General features: G+C 52.3%; 28 protein-coding genes. All 28 read left to right on the top strand.

The window, feature by feature from the left end; genetic code table 11:
* Position 1 precedes the first annotated feature (1 nt).
* The 28 genes from MHZ89_RS09535 to MHZ89_RS09400 all read left to right on the top strand — a co-directional run bounded on the left by MHZ89_RS09535 (position 2) and on the right by MHZ89_RS09400 (position 15876).
* Positions 2 to 853, top strand: a complete 852-nt coding sequence (locus MHZ89_RS09535; protein WP_311782794.1) for an ATP-binding protein — start codon at positions 2 to 4, stop codon at positions 851 to 853.
* A complete protein-coding gene (locus tag MHZ89_RS09530) occupies positions 850 to 1053 on the top strand; it encodes a hypothetical protein (protein WP_311782793.1) in 204 nt (67 codons plus the stop codon). Before MHZ89_RS09535 ends, MHZ89_RS09530 begins: the two co-directional genes overlap by 4 nt.
* On the top strand, positions 1050 to 1313 hold the full coding sequence (locus MHZ89_RS09525) for a DUF3850 domain-containing protein (RefSeq protein WP_311782792.1): 264 nt from the start codon (positions 1050 to 1052) through the stop codon (positions 1311 to 1313). Before MHZ89_RS09530 ends, MHZ89_RS09525 begins: the two co-directional genes overlap by 4 nt.
* The gene (locus tag MHZ89_RS09520) at positions 1294 to 1743 is read left to right on the top strand and encodes a hypothetical protein (protein ID WP_311782791.1); all 450 of its coding nucleotides are present in this window, start codon (positions 1294 to 1296) and stop codon (positions 1741 to 1743) included. The genes MHZ89_RS09525 and MHZ89_RS09520 overlap by 20 nt, the downstream gene beginning before the upstream one ends.
* A complete protein-coding gene (locus MHZ89_RS09515; RefSeq protein ID WP_311782790.1) occupies positions 1740 to 1958 on the top strand; it encodes a hypothetical protein in 219 nt (72 codons plus the stop codon). The genes MHZ89_RS09520 and MHZ89_RS09515 overlap by 4 nt, the downstream gene beginning before the upstream one ends.
* Positions 1958 to 2134 (top strand): hypothetical protein, encoded by a 177-nt coding sequence (locus tag MHZ89_RS09510; RefSeq protein ID WP_311782789.1) that lies wholly within the window; start codon positions 1958 to 1960, stop codon positions 2132 to 2134. Before MHZ89_RS09515 ends, MHZ89_RS09510 begins: the two co-directional genes overlap by 1 nt.
* On the top strand, positions 2131 to 2352 hold the full coding sequence (locus MHZ89_RS09505) for a hypothetical protein (protein WP_311782788.1): 222 nt from the start codon (positions 2131 to 2133) through the stop codon (positions 2350 to 2352). Before MHZ89_RS09510 ends, MHZ89_RS09505 begins: the two co-directional genes overlap by 4 nt.
* Entirely contained in the window at positions 2349 to 2546 is a 198-nt protein-coding gene (locus MHZ89_RS09500; RefSeq protein WP_311782787.1) for a hypothetical protein, read from the top strand. The genes MHZ89_RS09505 and MHZ89_RS09500 overlap by 4 nt, the downstream gene beginning before the upstream one ends.
* Complete coding sequence (locus tag MHZ89_RS09495) at positions 2518 to 2952, top strand: recombination protein NinB (RefSeq protein WP_311782786.1); 435 nt, start codon at positions 2518 to 2520, stop codon at positions 2950 to 2952. The genes MHZ89_RS09500 and MHZ89_RS09495 overlap by 29 nt, the downstream gene beginning before the upstream one ends.
* Positions 2949 to 3314, top strand: a complete 366-nt coding sequence (locus tag MHZ89_RS09490; RefSeq protein WP_311782785.1) for a hypothetical protein — start codon at positions 2949 to 2951, stop codon at positions 3312 to 3314. The genes MHZ89_RS09495 and MHZ89_RS09490 overlap by 4 nt, the downstream gene beginning before the upstream one ends.
* A 150-nt stretch (positions 3315 to 3464) precedes the next feature.
* On the top strand, positions 3465 to 3848 hold the full coding sequence (locus tag MHZ89_RS09485) for a phage protein NinX family protein (protein ID WP_311782784.1): 384 nt from the start codon (positions 3465 to 3467) through the stop codon (positions 3846 to 3848).
* Between the two features lie 338 nt (positions 3849 to 4186).
* Positions 4187 to 4384, top strand: coding sequence for a hypothetical protein (locus MHZ89_RS09480; protein ID WP_311782783.1), 198 nt, complete (start codon positions 4187 to 4189; stop codon positions 4382 to 4384).
* Entirely contained in the window at positions 4377 to 4961 is a 585-nt protein-coding gene (locus MHZ89_RS09475; protein WP_311782782.1) for a recombination protein NinG, read from the top strand. The genes MHZ89_RS09480 and MHZ89_RS09475 overlap by 8 nt, the downstream gene beginning before the upstream one ends.
* A 123-nt stretch (positions 4962 to 5084) precedes the next feature.
* Positions 5085 to 5852 (top strand): HNH endonuclease signature motif containing protein, encoded by a 768-nt coding sequence (locus tag MHZ89_RS09470; RefSeq protein ID WP_311782781.1) that lies wholly within the window; start codon positions 5085 to 5087, stop codon positions 5850 to 5852.
* Positions 5842 to 6456, top strand: a complete 615-nt coding sequence (locus MHZ89_RS09465; protein ID WP_311782780.1) for a hypothetical protein — start codon at positions 5842 to 5844, stop codon at positions 6454 to 6456. Before MHZ89_RS09470 ends, MHZ89_RS09465 begins: the two co-directional genes overlap by 11 nt.
* 566 nt (positions 6457 to 7022) lie before the next feature.
* Positions 7023 to 7535 (top strand): HNH endonuclease signature motif containing protein, encoded by a 513-nt coding sequence (locus MHZ89_RS09460; RefSeq protein ID WP_311782779.1) that lies wholly within the window; start codon positions 7023 to 7025, stop codon positions 7533 to 7535.
* Between the two features lie 307 nt (positions 7536 to 7842).
* A complete protein-coding gene (locus tag MHZ89_RS09455) occupies positions 7843 to 8085 on the top strand; it encodes a phage holin (protein ID WP_033756035.1) in 243 nt (80 codons plus the stop codon).
* 3 nt (positions 8086 to 8088) lie between these two features.
* Positions 8089 to 8592: a lysozyme gene (locus MHZ89_RS09450; RefSeq protein WP_311782778.1), complete on the top strand. Its 504-nt coding sequence runs from the start codon at positions 8089 to 8091 to the stop codon at positions 8590 to 8592.
* Complete coding sequence (locus tag MHZ89_RS09445) at positions 8582 to 9025, top strand: lysis protein (protein WP_311782777.1); 444 nt, start codon at positions 8582 to 8584, stop codon at positions 9023 to 9025. Before MHZ89_RS09450 ends, MHZ89_RS09445 begins: the two co-directional genes overlap by 11 nt.
* 52 nt (positions 9026 to 9077) lie before the next feature.
* On the top strand, positions 9078 to 9275 hold the full coding sequence (locus MHZ89_RS09440; RefSeq protein WP_145055753.1) for a hypothetical protein: 198 nt from the start codon (positions 9078 to 9080) through the stop codon (positions 9273 to 9275).
* A 190-nt stretch (positions 9276 to 9465) separates the two neighbouring features.
* Entirely contained in the window at positions 9466 to 10002 is a 537-nt protein-coding gene (locus MHZ89_RS09435) for a Rha family transcriptional regulator (protein ID WP_193406849.1), read from the top strand.
* Positions 9999 to 10172 carry a hypothetical protein gene (locus MHZ89_RS09430; protein ID WP_311782776.1) on the top strand — a complete coding sequence of 58 codons (174 nt, stop codon included), beginning with the start codon at positions 9999 to 10001 and terminating at the stop codon, positions 10170 to 10172. The genes MHZ89_RS09435 and MHZ89_RS09430 overlap by 4 nt, the downstream gene beginning before the upstream one ends.
* A 94-nt stretch (positions 10173 to 10266) precedes the next feature.
* Complete coding sequence (locus MHZ89_RS09425) at positions 10267 to 10395, top strand: hypothetical protein (RefSeq protein WP_255729652.1); 129 nt, start codon at positions 10267 to 10269, stop codon at positions 10393 to 10395.
* A 43-nt stretch (positions 10396 to 10438) separates the two neighbouring features.
* Positions 10439 to 10957, top strand: a complete 519-nt coding sequence (locus tag MHZ89_RS09420) for a terminase small subunit (RefSeq protein WP_311782775.1) — start codon at positions 10439 to 10441, stop codon at positions 10955 to 10957.
* 9 nt (positions 10958 to 10966) lie between these two features.
* The gene (locus MHZ89_RS09415) at positions 10967 to 12454 is read left to right on the top strand and encodes a terminase (protein WP_311782774.1); all 1488 of its coding nucleotides are present in this window, start codon (positions 10967 to 10969) and stop codon (positions 12452 to 12454) included.
* 11 nt (positions 12455 to 12465) lie between these two features.
* On the top strand, positions 12466 to 13863 hold the full coding sequence (locus tag MHZ89_RS09410) for a DUF4055 domain-containing protein (RefSeq protein ID WP_311782773.1): 1398 nt from the start codon (positions 12466 to 12468) through the stop codon (positions 13861 to 13863).
* A 121-nt stretch (positions 13864 to 13984) separates the two neighbouring features.
* Positions 13985 to 14737 carry a DUF6651 domain-containing protein gene (locus MHZ89_RS09405; protein ID WP_311782772.1) on the top strand — a complete coding sequence of 251 codons (753 nt, stop codon included), beginning with the start codon at positions 13985 to 13987 and terminating at the stop codon, positions 14735 to 14737.
* 14 nt (positions 14738 to 14751) lie between these two features.
* Positions 14752 to 15876: a P22 phage major capsid protein family protein gene (locus tag MHZ89_RS09400; protein WP_311782771.1), complete on the top strand. Its 1125-nt coding sequence runs from the start codon at positions 14752 to 14754 to the stop codon at positions 15874 to 15876.
* The last annotated feature ends 5 nt before the right edge of the window (positions 15877 to 15881 follow it).

The raw sequence follows: 15881 nt of genomic DNA, 5'->3' as shown, positions 1-15881 counted from the left end.
AATGGGATACAGAACTGAAATTGAATCGGTACGCAAAAAGCTGGATGACCTGAACCATCCTCCAAAGCAACTGGATCACGTCACTTTTGAAGTAATCCATGCGGTGTGTGACAGGCACGGAGTATTCGAGCAGCGCTGCAAGAAAACTAAGCTGATGACCACCGTGATGGAAACAAAAAGCGAATGTCCGGCATGCCTCCAGGAAAAACTGGAGAAACTTCAGCAGGAAGAAGCCGCATCTGAAGAGCGCTGGAAGCAAAGCCAGATAGACCGACTGATGTCAGACCTGCAACTGCCCGAGCGCTTCGCCGGCTCAACTCTGGAAAACTACCAGCCGGTCAACGAAGAGGCAGCACGCTGCCTGAAACTATGCAAAGCGTATGCGGCTAAGTGGCCGGAACGCCTGAAACAGGGTGGTGGCCTCGTGATGTGCGGCAAGCCTGGCACAGGCAAAAACCATCTTGCACTGGCGATTGCAAAGCACGTCATCAACGAGCACCAGAACTCAGCTCTGTTCACCACCGCGCTGCGCATTGCGCGCCTGTTTAAATCTACCTGGTCGAAAAATTCTGAGCGCACCGAAGCCGAGGTGATCCGGATTTACACCGATCCTGAGCTGCTGATTATCGACGAAGTCGGCGTGCAATTTGGCAGCGAGGCGGAAAAGCTCATCCTTTTCGAAATCATCAACACCCGTTACGAGCGCATGATGCCGACCATCCTGATTAGCAACCTGCCGAAAGACGAACTGGCCGCATTTATCGGCGAACGTGTTATAGACCGAATGAACGATGGCGGCGGATGCACACTGGCTTTCACATGGGACTCTTACCGCTCACGAGGTGCAGCATGACACAGGTAACACAGCTGATTATCCGGCCCACACAGGACCAGACGCGCAACCTCGTGCGGGCAATCATCGACATCGCGAAGAAACAACCTCCTTCGCATGAAGCTTTGATGCACATCCGCACGCTGGCTACTGAGGCGCTGGATATGATGAGTGATTCCCGTTCCGACAAAGGCGGCAAGAAGGGTGGAGGTGGATTTTGAAGCACGAACTGAAAATTTTACCGCAACACTTCATTCCAGTTTTAGACGAACTCAAGACAGCGGAGCTTCGCAAGAACGACCGAGCATATGCCGTTGGCGACACGCTTCTCCTGATGGAATGGAATGGCGAATACACCGGCGATGCGTGTGAAAGAGTGGTAACGCACATCGCAGACGTTGGCGACTACCTTCCTGGCTACGTCCTGTTGAGCATGAAGCCTCTAAACCAAGGAGTCGCCAATGAAAAAGCTAACCGCTGAGAAGTGCAGAGAGCGAATTACCCACCTGAGCCGAGCCAAAAGAATGCTCGGAGTTTCTATGGCTGAAGAGGACTACCTTGAGGCTTTGGAGATTGCACTCCCTGTACTGGAGCAGCAGGAGCAGGTATGCCCGAAATGTGGCGGAACTGGCATGGCAGACAGTGGCGGCATTCAGCCGTGGGGTGAGCAAATACTGGTTGAATGCGATTGCCAGTTTGAGCAGCAGGTGAAGGACAATGATGGCTGGATTGAGTGGGCGGGTGGTGAAAACCCTGCTGAAGGAAAGCTTGTTCAGGTTGAGTTCAGGGACGGCTTTGTCGATGACGAGCAACCTTCTGGGGGCTATCGCTGGTATCACGAACCAAACAACTGCGACATCATCGCCTATCGGGTTGTGCAGCAGGAACGCGAGCGAGGAGAGGAAGAATGAGCGATAAGTTGACATTGATTAAAGGCAGGACGTACGAAGTAACGCGTGAGTATGACTGGGTATTGCATGGCCGAGCCGAATACCACTCAACCTTCCAGCGCGAATGTGATGGCGTCCCACTGCACAACATGATTATCCGCATGTATGGCGGCGACCTCGAAATGGCAGTGTTCAGAGATGACAACATTCTATCCGAATCAGAGGAGCCAGTTTGATGAGCGACAAAGATGAGCTGGAGCGGCAGCAGAGAGAGCTATTCGCTGAGAGCTTCGAAGACCACACCGGATGGCATCCTGACGACTACCCAAGCCCTAACGTTGTCGAAACCAGCTGGGAGATTTGGCGTGATGGATACCAGGCAGCGCTTAGCAGCAAGCAGGAGGAACCATGAGGCGAAAAGCTAAATATCGAATAGTGATGGACGGCAAAGGCGGACTTATTGTTGAAAAGCTATTCCCTTGGTGGATGTTCCTTGTAACCGGATCTAAATACCTTCCAATAAGCAATTCACTGAAAGACGAGCAGGCCTGCGACGCATTCGTAGCGCGAGACAGACTGGAGGAAGCAGGTAAATCCAATTTTGGAAAAGTTGTTAAGGAGTATCCATGAGCAACGTAATCCCCCTAAAGCGTCCTGAGCACGTCATATCCGATGCTGAGCTGGATAAGCTGGCAAGTGACATCAGTCGCTTCGTCAATCGCTATCCGAACTCGATGTGCCTGCCAGCGGGCATCAGGAAGCTACTCAGCGACGCACTGAAGAGAGACAAGCGCGATGGAGAAACAGACATACCTGCTTCGTAACAGCATCGTCAAACAGAACTGCATTGCCGCCATCCAGCAACTCCCCGCCAGTCCCGAAAAGCCTCTGCAAATAACCATCCAGGAAGACACCAGAAGCCTTGCGCAAAACCGCATGCTTTGGGCCTGCCTGCATGACGTTTCGCAACAGGTGGTGTGGTACGGCAGAAAGCTCGATTCGGAATGCTGGAAGCACGTCTTCAGCGCCGCATTTAAGCAGCAAGAGACAGTGCCCGGTATCAATGGCGGCTTTGTAGTCCTCGGTCAGTCGACCAGCAAAATGCGCGTCAGCGAGATGCGCGACCTGATCACAATTATCCATGCCTTCGGCGCAGAGCATAACGTCAGATTCAGCGATGAATCCGCGCGAGCTGCAGAGTGGGCTAACAGATTTGGAGCTACAGCATGAAAGAAAAAGCAGGCTTAGCAGCAAGAATAGAAATGATTCGTGAGCTTCTTGCAGTAGAGGGTTCACTCAGTACTCACGAGATAAAGGTCTATTTCGCCAGCATGGGCGTTGATGGGAGACTCGTTGAGCAGACCCTTCACCATGCCTATAAAAACAGAGTTACACACCGGAGAAAGCTAAAGAGCGCCTGTGGTTACGAGTACCGCCTCGCAAGCAAATATCCGCGCTGGGGAACTCGTTACGAAGCAGAGCCGAAAACCAGAAAGCAGAGTGTAGTTTCTACCTGCAAGCGCAAGAGCCAAGTATATCAGCTGGACCAACTGCTCAAGGCTGCGAGAGGTGGACATGCGCCGGCAAATTAGCATCACTTTCTTAGCCTGTGAACACGCCAAGCTGAAGCATCCCCGCCAGAAACGCCGCAGCCACAAAATCCCAATCGAATCCGAAGTGACGACCTGCAATTACGTTGCACGGTTGCGTCGGGCTGTGGCTGACAGAAAGAGGAAAGCAAGATGAATTACAGCGAAATGAGTGATTTCGAAATTAACTGCGCTGTCGCACGAGCTATGAGCCTCGAGAGCATGCTGTTCTTCGATGTTGATAGCTCTATTTGTCGAGGCCCAGTATGGAATGTGGCTTCGGGTGCAATCGATGGGGATATTCGTATTTCTCGCGGTATTGCGTTCAAACCCTGCCATTCATGGTCTGATGCCGGCCCAATTATTGAGAACCACATGATTTGCCTGGCAGCTGATGTTTTTGCAGAGCCTCAAGATGGTGGCAAGTGGGTCGCTCAGCCTGCTTATGGGTGGGATAGCGAAAGGGTGCGGCACGACAACCCACTGAGAGCTGCGATGATTTCCTTCCTGATGATGCAGGAGAAGGTCAATGAGTGAACGCTGCCAACGCTGCTACACAATCCTTACCTCTGAAGATATCTATCACTATTCGATTAGCTGCGAAAACTGCCAATGCGATATGGAGTGGGAAGACCATGAAAGAGACCGAACCGTTAAATCAGCCTACTGGCGCTGGCGAGCCATCTGCTTCTGTGTGCGCTGGCTGCAGTTCGGCCCTAAAACCTACGGAAGTTTATGCCTGCAGCGAATGTCTCGACTTCTGGCTAATGACAGACCCCAACGGCCTGATGGGAGTAGACGATGACTAATGACGACATTATTGGGTTATTTCTGTTGAGCATCATCATCGCTGGCTGCATGGGAGGGAGAAGGTAATGCTCAAAGCAAAATCGCTCGCAAAGTTTCACCTGATAGCTGCTTTTGCCTGGGCCGTTCTGACACTACCGACGCTGATTTGGTGGAAAGAGAGCATCCTCTGGGTTTCTTTGATGAGCATCTACGCCATCGTTGTCGCTAAGGTTGCAGCATACAGTGCAGCACACGCTGAGAAGGAGCAAGAGAGAAATGGCTAAAGGCATCACGCCGAAGCCGCCCAAGCCGAAGAAGTGCAAATGCTGTCCTGAAAAGTTCATCCCCCGCAATATCCTCCAGACCGTCTGTTCTCCCAAATGTGCCATCCGGCTCGCTAACCAACTATCCGAGCGCAAGCAAAAGCGCCTGGAGAAAGAGCAGCGCGCGGCATGGAACAAACGAAAAGCCGATGTGAAGCCGTTAAGCCACTGGATCAACATGACTCAGCGGGCATTCAACGACTATATCAGGGCGCGGGACGGGGATATCTGCATCAGCTGCGGCAGCACAACGGCAGTTAGCTATCACGCCGGGCACTACAGGACAACGGCAGCGGCTTCACAGTTACGATTCAACGAGGACAACGTGCACAGCCAGTGTGCAGCATGCAATGTGCATCACTCCGGCGCTATCGGTCCTTACCGCATCAACCTCATCACCAAAATCGGCCTTCAGCGCGTCTTAGCGCTCGAATCAAACAACGAGCTTCACCGATACACCCGCGAAGAACTGGACGCCATCAGAGCGCGCTACAGGGCTTTGCTGCGCGCATTGGTTAAGCAGAGAGAGGCAGCATGAAACCAATAGACCATTACCGGCTGGCTGTGTTTCTGGGCCAGAAAGCAAGACTGGAAAAGCAGCTATCCATCGTGAACAAAAATATCGAGCTGGTTCAGTACAGCCCCAGGCCGCGAAAGCCTCTTGGGCAACGCATTCTTGATTGGTGGTTCGCATGAACGACTACCTCAGAGAAAAGTGGCTCAGGCTCCGCATCCTGAAGCTGCGGGGCATGTACGAAATCAGAATGGAGAAAAAGCCATGAAGCTATGCGCAGCGCCTGGTTGCGACCGAAAGCATGCAGCACATGGGTATTGCAATATGCACCGACAGAGGATGTTAAGGGAAGGGCATCTTGAGCTTAAATCAAGTCAGGTAAAAGAACTCAATCAACAAACGCTTCAGCAACTTCTCCATTACCAAGCAGATACAGGAGTTTTTACTTGGAAGGTGAAGATAAAAGGGTGCGTTAAGCCTGGAGACATTGCGGGGTGTATCGACAAACAGGGTTATAGGGTTATTCGAATATTCAACAAAAACAGAAAAGCTCACCGCTTGGCGTGGCTTTACGTTTATGGGGATCAACCCAAGCTTCTTGACCATATTGACCGAAATAGGTCAAACAACGCCATTTCAAATCTCCGCATAGCAACGCAGCGAGAAAACACGATAAATCGTTCATCTCTAAGTAATAACGCCTCCGGATTTACAGGTGTCCTCTGGCATGCGAAGGCAAAAAAATGGGAGGCGATGGTTACCGTAAAGGGGCAGAGGATTTATCTGGGACTTTTTACTGATCCGTTTGAAGCTGCACAGGCGCGCGAGCAGTACTGCAAAAAAAATCTTGGAGAGTTTTATAAATCCGATCTCCGCAACACAGCAAAACTACTGGGGGTTAAGCATGCAATCTGACGCACTCGCACAGCTGGCGCAGGTAATGCGCAAATCAGACCTGAAGAAGCGATACCTCCACCCTGTAAAGCTCATCACTCCACTGCAGTCCGCATGGGTGCGTTGCCTGCTCGATATGTGGGGAGAGAAGTACGGCGGCCACGTCGGGCCCGACAGCGGCAAGGTAAGCGTGATAGGGCGTCTGATGATTCGTAAGGAGTGGAACGACAGGGAGTCAGAGCGGATTATGGAAGTGGTGGAGAACCTACATCAGCAGGGATACCGCGGCGATGACCTGTTCATCAAGGCAAAGCAAATCATCAACCCACAGAACTCAGTCAGCAATCTTCTCGAGCGCGCCAACGAGCAAGAAGATGCCGACCTGGTTGAAACTGTAATCTGCCGTCTCTTTGCACCAAACAACCCGATCCGACATGTAGCAATTAAATACTACTGTGAGCGCAAATGCTCGCAAGATATCGCTCTCCACCTTACTCGCGTTACTGGCCTTCATATCGAAAACAGTCGTACCAGAGTTAAGTGGTGCAGAGAGCTTCTCGAGGCTTCTGTATTTCACGCTATCAGGCATGAAATGGAGGCTAAAAGATTCGATAAAGCGGCGTAAATGCGATAAATCGTAAAAATATTCACGAGGAGACTTGCAAACGTCACGTGGACCTGGTAACTTTCATGTATGCTCGCGGCAGTTGTCGTTGAGCGGTCAGTTGCAAAAAATCTTGTGGATTACAGAAAAGCCCCACGGTCTCACCAACCTGCGGGGCTTTTTTACGTTCTGCGCAACAGGTAAGGGCATTTATGCAGCTGCGACAAATTGCGGTGCGCCGGCCGGTGCTAAGTGTCCTTTCCGTTGTGTCGCCACAACGGATAGTTTTCGTCAGCAATCAAGCGGCTGTTTTTATCATCTAAAGATAAATGCAAACGATGATCTGATGTTGGCAGCGGCCTAAGAAACCAGACGCCACGGGGTCTTCCGATTCCCCGCCACCGAATTCGGCGCACTGGCCCGGTGTGATTAATAATGGGCACTCCCCTTAAAATGCGCACCGCAATGCGCAATCAAGTCGACCGGTCCCTTTGAAGTGAGCCTTTGAGGAAGTCAGTTAGTGCTGGCGAGCCTCGACGGGCTGATTTCCATTGCGGCAAAGGTTCATTTCAAAGGAAGGTAAACGCATGAGCTTAACCAAAGAATATCTTTCTGATGTTTTGTCGTACAGCCCAGAGACTGGCGTATTTAAATGGAAAGTAAAGGCAGGCCCGTGCTCTCCGGGAAGCTTGGCTGGATCGTATAATTCACATGGTTACCGACTAATATCAGTTAACCATCAAAGATATTTTGCTCACCGATTAGCTTGGTTATTCTTTTACGGAGAACTCCCTGATGGGTTCGATATTGACCATATTAACGGAATAAGGGATGACAACCGCATTTCAAATCTACGATTGGCAACTCGATCCCAAAACAACATGAACTCGATAGTGTCATCGAAGAACAAATCCGGATGCAGAGGAGTTTGTTTTCATAAAAGGGATAAACTTTGGCACGCTCGTGTATTTGTAGGCAGAAAAGCTGTTGCCTTTAAAACCTTCAAAGATAAGGATGATGCCGTTGAGTTTGTGACTTCTGAGCGAGCTAAAATTTTTGGGAATTACGAAAAGAAAGTGGTGAATACTGGCTTCTGTTGATCACAACATCGGGAATAAGCACCCGACACCACAACTTAAACACCAAATTACAAGAGGTCGCCTATGAGCGGCCTCTTTCTGTTTTCGCCCCTGCCAATCACTGCACACTTCGGTTTAGCGACCTGTGGCAGAGGGCGATTTTTATCCATAAAAAAATCCGCGCTCAGGCGGATTCTTCAACGTTGACTACGCAACGGCAGGGCGGTGCTTTTTTCTCTCGACAAGATGAAAGCTAACCGGGCTTGCTCAGTTCAGAAAGTAGACAATTCCTAATTGAGCCAGCTCCCTCAAAAATAGAGGGGGTCACATGAGTATCGATATGAGCAAACTGGCTTCGGGCGCAGCGTATGGCGCGTCAGCCGGGACGATTGCCAACGGTCTTCTGACCCGGCTTAGTCCCGATGAGTGGAGCGCTGTAGGCGTCCTGGCCGGTATTCTGGTCGCCCTGCTAACGCTCGGCATCAACTGGTATTACAAACGCAAAGCCACACTGGCGCAGATAAAGGCGCTTCAGCGCTGGCCCACCGCACCCGGACTCACCGAGGAATAACCCATGGCAATGTCAAACTCACTGCGGAACAAGCTGATTGCTGCCGCGGGCGGCGGAGCCATGCTTATCGCTACGGTATTCCTTGGCGGTAAGGACGGTGTAGAGGGGCGGGTATACGAGCCCTACAAAGATGTAGCCGGAGTCTGGACGGTCTGTGACGGCCATACAGGCAACGACATCATCAAAGGCAAGAAGTACACCGACCGCGAATGCGATCGCCTTCTGTGGAATGATCTGCAGCCGGTAAAGAAGACGGTCGATAGCCTGGTCAAAGTGCCGTTGAATGAATATCAGCGCGCAGCACTCTACAGCTTCACCTACAACGTAGGCTCCGGTGCGTTTTCTAAATCGACGCTGCTGAAGAAACTCAACGCAGGCGATCAGGATGGTGCATGTGAAGAGCTGCGCCGATGGGTTTATGCCGGCGGCATGAAATTTCGCGGCCTGATGAACCGTCGCGACATGGAGCGCTCAATGTGCCTGGCGGATGGTCCAGATGACATTTAGCTGGCGAACGCTGATTATCGGCCTGCTGCTGGTAGCATTGGTAGCAGTTTGTCGGGTGGCTTATTTCTACCACGGTAAATACGCTGCCGCAGACAACCTGGCGACTGAACGTCAGCAGACCATTGATGACATGCAGGTGCGCCAGCGTGACGTTGCCGCGCTTGATGCAAAATACACGAAGGAGTTAGCCGATGCACAGGCAACTATCGATCGGCTGCATGATGACGTTGCTTCTGGCAAGCGCCGGTTGCAGCTCAATGCCACCTGCACGAAACAATCCGCCTCCGGAACCGCCGGCATGGATGATGCAGCCAGCGCCGGACTTACTGACTCCGCTGAACGGGATTATTTCACCCTCAGGAGTCGAATCGAGCTCGCCGGAAAGCAAATAGCTGGTCTGCAGCAGTACATCAATGAGCAGTGTCTGAAGTAAACCAGCCTCGCAATAGCGGGGCTTTTTATTACCACAACAAAGAGAACCACAAATGCTGACTATCAAGACGATCAACAAAGACAATGACATTTCAGTTTTGCAGGCAACCGGCGATGTGAGCTTCGTTCGTGAATCGCGAATGATTTTCTTCCGTGGTTGGTCAGGCGGCGATGATGAAATGCTCTTGGACGAAGGCGAAGTGGCTTACGTCTGTAACGAAAAAGGCGTCACCGTCGCAACATTCCAGTAAACAAAACAGAGCCTGGCTTCGGTCGGGCTTTTTTATGTCCGCAGTAAACCCTCGCGCCATGCCCGGCGCATTCAAAAGCATAGAGTCTTACAGAAACAAGCCTTGGAGAAACGCTGGTTTAGGCCGGTAGCCTTCTCTATGCGCTGGCGTTTCTGGGCAACAAGGCTCGTTTCTATAAGGTAACTACCGCATGAAAGAACTGAAAGTTATTCCAGAGTTTGATTTTCGCCAGTTAGTGACAGCTGCCGATGGGGAGCCAGTAACTGATACTTTCCAGATCGCAAAAGCTTTCGGCAAACGACATCAGCATGTAATCCGAGCAATTGAAAACCTGCAATGCTCTGCTGAGTTCTCGACGGCCCATTTTTGGGCTTCCGAGAAAATCAATGACTTAGGTATTTTTGATAAAAAGCAGAAGTTTTACCGTATGGACTTTAGTGGCTTTGTGATGGTGGTAATGGGCTTTAGTGGCCCGCATGCCGCTCGCGTCAAGGAAGCTTATATCAATGCCTTCAACTGGATGACGGCAGAGTTGAGAAAGTACAGCGAAAGCTACGAAGCGGAGCGTAACGCGGTAATGCTGGAGTACATGAAAGAGAAGGACGTAGCCAGCATGTCAGGAAGACTTCTAAATCGCTGGGGTCGAGTTAAGAAGCCGCAATTACTGGCCCGTATCGAACGGCTTGAGCAGCAAGGTCAGATCGGTTTGCCCGGCGTAGCAAAATGACCAAAAGCGAAAAACAGCAACTGGAAACCATCTGTCGATACCTAAAGGATGGTTTTCAGGATTTAAATTGCGGTCGCATTGCGATAGGCATGTCTAATGTCGAAAAGGCAGAGGTTCTTCTCAATGCCCTCCTGGCAATGGAAGACGCAAAGCAAAGAAAGACCAACTGAGAGCCTATTTCACAACGGCTCTTTGTCCGCTGCTGGACGTGCGCCTGAACTACCTCCTACACTTTGTAACGTGTTTCATAAAAAAGGAGGATTCATGTCTGAGCGTCCGGTCGAAGGAGATCACCCTGACTATGACCCTAAACCAGTCTCGCCTAATCCAGATGAAAAAGGTGAAGGTAAAGACGATCCACATAAAGCACCTGAGTCAGGAGATAAATTCTGAATCATGCTAAGCCGCCTCCGGGCGGTTTTTTATTGGAGTAAACATGGCGCTCACAGACAAACAAGAAATGTTCTGTCGCGAGTACCTCATCGATTTAAACGCTACACAGGCGGCTATTCGGGCGGGGTACAGCGAAAGCACTGCCAACCGGATCGCCGCAAACTTATTGTCAAAAGTTGACATTCAAAACCGGGTATCGGAACTCAAAACAATGAGGAATGAGCAGGTGTGTGTCGATGCGGCTTATGTATTACGTCGACTGGTTGAAATAGACCAGATGGATGTCCTCGATATCTTGCTTGCAAACGGCGAGCTCAAGCCCATCAAAGACTGGCCTAAGGTCTGGCGCACAACACTGTCTGGAATGGATGTCACCGAGACGGCTGGCGATGCTGCTGGGCTGCTGAAAAAGATTAAATGGCCGGACAAGGTCAAGAACCTCGAACTGCTTGGCAAGCACGTTACCGTCCAGGCATTCAAAGATAAGATTGAGCACTCAGGCAGCATGGCAATTAGCTCTGTGGCATCAGTGATGGATGAGATAGGAGATGAAGACTTGTAAGGAGTGATTTTGTTAACTGAAAAACAGAAAGCGCTCCTGAAAAACAGGCTCTGGCGTCTCAATAATCTATACAAGATTAAAGATAAGAACGGGAAGTGTGTGACCTTTAAAATGACCCCTGAGCAATTGGAGTATTTTGAGGGCATGCACGACCGGAATGTAATCCTAAAAGCTCGCCAACTTGGTTTCACAACAGAAGTTTGCATTATTCAGCTTGATTTAGCGGTATTCCATGACAAGGAATGTGCGCTAATTGCGCACACACTTCCTGATGCAGAAAGGCTATTCCGAAATAAAACTCAATTTGCTTACGATCGAATGACTGATGACGTTAAGCAGGCAAACCCGCTAGTAAAAGAGACAACCAGCGAGTATGTATTCAAGCGAGGCGGGAGCGTCACGGTGTCGACCTCATTTCGTGGCGGCACGCTGTACAGCCTTCACGTTTCCGAATTCGGGAAGATATGTGCAAAGCACCCAGATAAGGCTAAAGAAATTGTATCCGGTGCTTTTGAGGCTGTGCCAATCGGCGGGAAGATAACCCTCGAAAGCACAGCAGAAGGGCGATCTGGTTACTTCTTCGATTACTGCCAAGCAGCAGAGAAAGCATTGCTGCAAGGGAAGATTCTTTCCAATCTCGACTGGAAGTTTTTCTTCTACCCGTGGTGGAAGAACCCCTTGTATGCAATCGACCCTGTAGAGCCAATCCCGCAGCGCCTGAGCGATTACTTCGGTGAGCTTGAGGCTAAGCACGGTGTCGTGACAAACGAGCGTCAGAGAGCCTGGTATTACGCCAAAGAGAAAACGCTCGGCGATGACATGAAGCGCGAATACCCGTCGATTCCGGCAGAGGCTTTCCAGCAGTCGGTCGAGGGCGCCTATTACGCCAAGCAGTTCCGCTGGCTCTATGAAAACAAACGCATCGGCGCGCTGCCGGATAATTCACATCTGCCGGTTCACACGTTCTGGGATATTGGCGTGGGCGACTCCACGGCGATCTGGTTCGTGCGTGAAGTGGGGGAAGAGTTCCACATCATTGACTATTACGAAAACTCCGGCGAAGGCCTGCGGCATTACATGAAAGTGCTGAAAGACCGTGGCTATCAGTACGGTGAGCACTGGGGGCCGCACGATATCGAAAACCGAGAGTTTGGATCTGATGCCAAGTCGCGCAAAGAGCTGGCAAAGGAAGGCTATGAAATCGACGGCAAGCGGTACTCCATGATTTTCAAGGTTGTGCCGAAAGTTGGCGTTGATACCGGCATTGAGTCGGTGCGTGAAATCCTTCCCCGGTGCGCCTTTGACGAGAATAAATGCTCAGAAGGCATATCGCACCTGGAAGGCTACCGTAAGGAATGGGATGACAAGCGCGGATGCTGGAAAGACAAGCCCCTGCATGATTTTACCTCTCATGGTGCCGACGGATTCAGATACTTCGCCGCCGCCAAGCAGAACAAGAAAGTTCACAAAACCACCGTCCGCCCATTCTCTGGATAACTGGATAAATTATGAGTAATGACGTTCGCAAGCGGTCCGCCAAAATCGAGGCCATTGCCGAATGCTGGCCGATGATTAGCGCCTTGCTCGGCGGTACGTCAGCCATGCGCGCGGCGGGTAAAGCCTATATGCCGCAGTGGCCGAACGAAGACGCGAGTTTTTATAAAAACCGCCTTTCTACGGCAACGCTGTTTCCGGCGTTTTCCCGCACCGTTGAAGTGCTCAGCGGTAAGCCGTTTTCCCGCCCGGTTTCATGGGATGAGAAAAAGGTACCGGCGCGCATTCAGCAGATGTTTCAGGATATCGACCTGCAGGGCACCAACCTGCATTCCTTCCTGGCTGACATTTGCGAGGAGGCTGTTTCCTACGGCATCTGCGGGATTCTGGTAGAGCATCCTCCGGCAGAAGGCAACTTGACCGTTGCGGAGGAGAAACAGCGCGGCTTGCGTCCTTACTTCGCCAAGATTGCGGCGAATAGCCTTCTGGACTTTGACTCAACTCGCATCAATGGCCGAGAAACGTTCACCATGCTGCGCTTCGTGGAGATGGTGAGCGAACGGGATCCGGCAAATGAGTTCGTGGAAAAGGAAATCGAGCAGGTCAGAGTATTGAATCCGGGTCAATGGCGCACTTATCGCGAGAAGCTTAACGCTGCTGGCGTAATGGAGTGGCAACTGCACGAAGAGGGTAAGACCAGCCTGAATAAAATTGCGTTCGTGCCGGTATACGGTGACAAGCGCGGTTTTATGCAGTCACGACCACCGCTGGCGCAACTTGCTTTCCTGAATGTCGAGCACTGGCAGTCGAAAAGCGACCAGCAAACGATTTTGCATGTTGCCCGCGTGCCGATCCTGTTTGGTCGCAAGCTGGGCGACGGGCCGATTACGGTTGGTGCTGCGTCGGCAATTACTGCTGATGACGATAATGCCGACCTGAAGTATGTCGAGCACACCGGCAAGGCAATCGAGGCCGGGCGCACTGACCTGCGCGACCTTGAAGATCTCATGCGGCAAATCGGCGCAGAGCTGCTGGTGGTCAAGCCGGGCCGTCAGACGGTGGCGCAGACGGTTGCTGATAACGAGGCCGGAACCTGTGCCCTACAGCGCATCGTGGGCGACCTTAACGACGCCGCAAACCAGGCGCTGCAATACATCGCCGAGTGGATAAAGGAGAAGGATGGCGGCACCGTGACCATCTTCCGCGACTTCGGCGCGGCAACGCTTGCTGAGGCTTCCGCCAGCCTGCTGATGGACATGAACGTGGCGAACGCCCTGTCGAACGAAACGCTGTTCAACGAAATGCAGCGTCGCGGGCTGATCGATATCGAACTCAACTGGGCTGATGAGCGGGCGCGCATTGCTGCGCAGCCGCCTCGGCCAGGCGAAACAAAAACCACACTGACCGGCTGATATAGGGGTCGGACTAACACAGGCTCACGTTAACGCGTGGGCCTTTTTTATTGCCGAAATCTGCGGATGCAGACCGGCGCAACGGGCCGGATGGCTCACCGATAAGGTTGGATGACCAGATATGAAACTGAAACTCGACGAATACGGCAATGTAGTTGTAGCCGATGGCAAGCCTGTTTATGTGCAGGACGATGGCAAAGAAGTAGCTTTTGACGCACCCGGCACTGTCCAGACGATTTCACGGCTGAACGGTGAAGCGAAGTCACACCGCGAGCGTGCGGAGGCTGCTGAAGCCGCTGTGAAATCCTTTGAGGGTATCAAAGACCCAAAAGAGGCGCTGAAGGCTCTCGAAACCATTAAAAACCTCGACGCTAAAAAGCTGGTGGATGCCGGTGAAGTCGACAAGGTCCGCGCAGAAGCAATCAAGGCTGTTGAAGAGAAGTACGCGCCCATCGTTAAAGAGCGCGACGAACTCAGCGGCAAGCTGATCGCCGAGAAAGTGGGTGGCAGTTTTGCCCGCTCGAAGTTTATTGCCGAAAAAATGGGTATCCCTGCTGACATGGTAGAAGCCCGATTCGGCAGCAACTTCAAACTCGAAGGCGACAGCGTCATCGCTTACGACAAATCAGGCAACAAGATTTTCAGCGCCAGCAACCCCGGTGAACCGGCTGGTTTCGATGAAGCGCTGGGCATCCTCGTCGAGCACTACCCGTACAAAGACCAAATCCTCAAAGGAACCGGCGCTTCAGGCAGCGGCTCCAGCGGTGGCAATGGTGGTACGGGTGGCAAAACTATCAGCCGCGCACAGTTTGAGTCGCTCAGTCCTCAGGATCAGAGCAGCCAGATCGGTGCCGGTGTCACAATTACTGATTAACAGGAAGAAATTGAATGGCTAACAACCTCACCGGCCTTATCCCTGATCTGTTCGCGGCGCGCGATATCGTCTCCCGCGAGCTGACCGGTTTCATCCCTGCTGTTACGCTGGACCCTTCTGCTGAACGTGCAGCGGTGGGCGAAGCGATTCGCATCCCGATTGCACCTGCTGCTGCTGCGCAGGATGTCGTACCTGGTCAACTGCCACCCAATACCGGTGACCAGAACATCGGTAACACGCCATTCACCATTCAGAAGTCTCGCATGGTGCCGTTCCAGTGGACAGGTGAAGAGCAGAAGGGCGTGAACAACGGTCCGGGCTACGCCAATATCCGCCGCAACCAGATTGCGCAGGCAATGCGTACGCTGGTCAACGAGATGGAGTCAGACTTGGGTAAACTGGCACTGATCTCATCCCGCGCAGCCGGTACCGCTGGCACTACGCCATTTGCAACCAACCTGAGCGATACCGCGCAGGTCCGCAAGATTCTGTCTGATAACGGCGCACCGCTGAGCGATCTGCAGTGTGTTATCGACACCACGGCGGGTGCCAACCTGCGTACGCTGGCGCAACTGACCAAAGCGAACGAAGCGGGCACCGATGAGCTGCGCGCTCAGGGTACGCTGCTGGAACTCCACGGCTTCAAAGTGCGTGAATCCGCAGGTGTAGTCACTCACGCCCCGGGCACCGGCGCAAGCTATGTGACCAATGGTGCGCTTGCTGTGGGTACCACTGTCATCCCGGTTCAGACCGGTACCGGCACCATTCTGGCAGGCGACATCATCACTATCGGCAACTACAAGTACGTAGTGACCAGCGTCCTGTCAGGTGGCTCTCTGACCATCGGCGCGCCGGGCCTCCGCGAAAACGTTGCGACTGGTGCCGCCGTAACGCTGGCGGCCAGCTTCACCGCTAACTTCGCATTCAGCCGCTCAGCAATTCTGCTGGCAACCCGCGCCCCGGCACTACCGCAGGAAGGTGATATGGCTGATGACCGCATCACCATCACCGATCCGCGCACCGGCATGGCGTTCGAAGTGTCGATGTACCGCCAGTACAAGCGCGTGCATTACGAAATTGCCGCCGCGTGGGGCTGCGCCAACATCAAAAGTGAGCACACTGCGCTGCTGCTGGGCTAATCCTT

Origin of the sequence: Pantoea sp. ACRSB (genome assembly GCF_022346905.1) — a bacterium.
GTDB classification, from domain to species: Bacteria; Pseudomonadota; Gammaproteobacteria; order Enterobacterales; family Enterobacteriaceae; genus Pantoea; species Pantoea piersonii.
This window is presented reverse-complemented; position numbering and strand designations above follow the sequence as displayed.

What these genes read in the sequence shown, in the direction of transcription:
- MHZ89_RS09535 (WP_311782794.1), top strand. Translation starts at nt 2, where the DNA reads ATGGGATACAGAACTGAAATTGAATCGGTACGCAAAAAGCTGGATGAC.
- MHZ89_RS09530 (WP_311782793.1), top strand. Translation starts at nt 850, where the DNA reads ATGACACAGGTAACACAGCTGATTATCCGGCCCACACAGGACCAGACG.
- MHZ89_RS09520 (WP_311782791.1), top strand. Translation starts at nt 1,294, where the DNA reads ATGAAAAAGCTAACCGCTGAGAAGTGCAGAGAGCGAATTACCCACCTG.
- MHZ89_RS09515 (WP_311782790.1), top strand. Translation starts at nt 1,740, where the DNA reads ATGAGCGATAAGTTGACATTGATTAAAGGCAGGACGTACGAAGTAACG.
- MHZ89_RS09510 (WP_311782789.1), top strand. Translation starts at nt 1,958, where the DNA reads ATGAGCGACAAAGATGAGCTGGAGCGGCAGCAGAGAGAGCTATTCGCT.
- MHZ89_RS09505 (WP_311782788.1), top strand. Translation starts at nt 2,131, where the DNA reads ATGAGGCGAAAAGCTAAATATCGAATAGTGATGGACGGCAAAGGCGGA.
- MHZ89_RS09500 (WP_311782787.1), top strand. Translation starts at nt 2,349, where the DNA reads ATGAGCAACGTAATCCCCCTAAAGCGTCCTGAGCACGTCATATCCGAT.
- MHZ89_RS09495 (WP_311782786.1), top strand. Translation starts at nt 2,518, where the DNA reads ATGGAGAAACAGACATACCTGCTTCGTAACAGCATCGTCAAACAGAAC.
- MHZ89_RS09490 (WP_311782785.1), top strand. Translation starts at nt 2,949, where the DNA reads ATGAAAGAAAAAGCAGGCTTAGCAGCAAGAATAGAAATGATTCGTGAG.
- MHZ89_RS09485 (WP_311782784.1), top strand. Translation starts at nt 3,465, where the DNA reads ATGAATTACAGCGAAATGAGTGATTTCGAAATTAACTGCGCTGTCGCA.
- MHZ89_RS09480 (WP_311782783.1), top strand. Translation starts at nt 4,187, where the DNA reads ATGCTCAAAGCAAAATCGCTCGCAAAGTTTCACCTGATAGCTGCTTTT.
- MHZ89_RS09475 (WP_311782782.1), top strand. Translation starts at nt 4,377, where the DNA reads ATGGCTAAAGGCATCACGCCGAAGCCGCCCAAGCCGAAGAAGTGCAAA.
- MHZ89_RS09465 (WP_311782780.1), top strand. Translation starts at nt 5,842, where the DNA reads ATGCAATCTGACGCACTCGCACAGCTGGCGCAGGTAATGCGCAAATCA.
- MHZ89_RS09460 (WP_311782779.1), top strand. Translation starts at nt 7,023, where the DNA reads ATGAGCTTAACCAAAGAATATCTTTCTGATGTTTTGTCGTACAGCCCA.
- MHZ89_RS09455 (WP_033756035.1), top strand. Translation starts at nt 7,843, where the DNA reads ATGAGTATCGATATGAGCAAACTGGCTTCGGGCGCAGCGTATGGCGCG.
- MHZ89_RS09450 (WP_311782778.1), top strand. Translation starts at nt 8,089, where the DNA reads ATGGCAATGTCAAACTCACTGCGGAACAAGCTGATTGCTGCCGCGGGC.
- MHZ89_RS09445 (WP_311782777.1), top strand. Translation starts at nt 8,582, where the DNA reads ATGACATTTAGCTGGCGAACGCTGATTATCGGCCTGCTGCTGGTAGCA.
- MHZ89_RS09440 (WP_145055753.1), top strand. Translation starts at nt 9,078, where the DNA reads ATGCTGACTATCAAGACGATCAACAAAGACAATGACATTTCAGTTTTG.
- MHZ89_RS09435 (WP_193406849.1), top strand. Translation starts at nt 9,466, where the DNA reads ATGAAAGAACTGAAAGTTATTCCAGAGTTTGATTTTCGCCAGTTAGTG.
- MHZ89_RS09430 (WP_311782776.1), top strand. Translation starts at nt 9,999, where the DNA reads ATGACCAAAAGCGAAAAACAGCAACTGGAAACCATCTGTCGATACCTA.
- MHZ89_RS09425 (WP_255729652.1), top strand. Translation starts at nt 10,267, where the DNA reads ATGTCTGAGCGTCCGGTCGAAGGAGATCACCCTGACTATGACCCTAAA.
- MHZ89_RS09420 (WP_311782775.1), top strand. Translation starts at nt 10,439, where the DNA reads ATGGCGCTCACAGACAAACAAGAAATGTTCTGTCGCGAGTACCTCATC.
- MHZ89_RS09410 (WP_311782773.1), top strand. Translation starts at nt 12,466, where the DNA reads ATGAGTAATGACGTTCGCAAGCGGTCCGCCAAAATCGAGGCCATTGCC.
- MHZ89_RS09405 (WP_311782772.1), top strand. Translation starts at nt 13,985, where the DNA reads ATGAAACTGAAACTCGACGAATACGGCAATGTAGTTGTAGCCGATGGC.
- MHZ89_RS09400 (WP_311782771.1), top strand. Translation starts at nt 14,752, where the DNA reads ATGGCTAACAACCTCACCGGCCTTATCCCTGATCTGTTCGCGGCGCGC.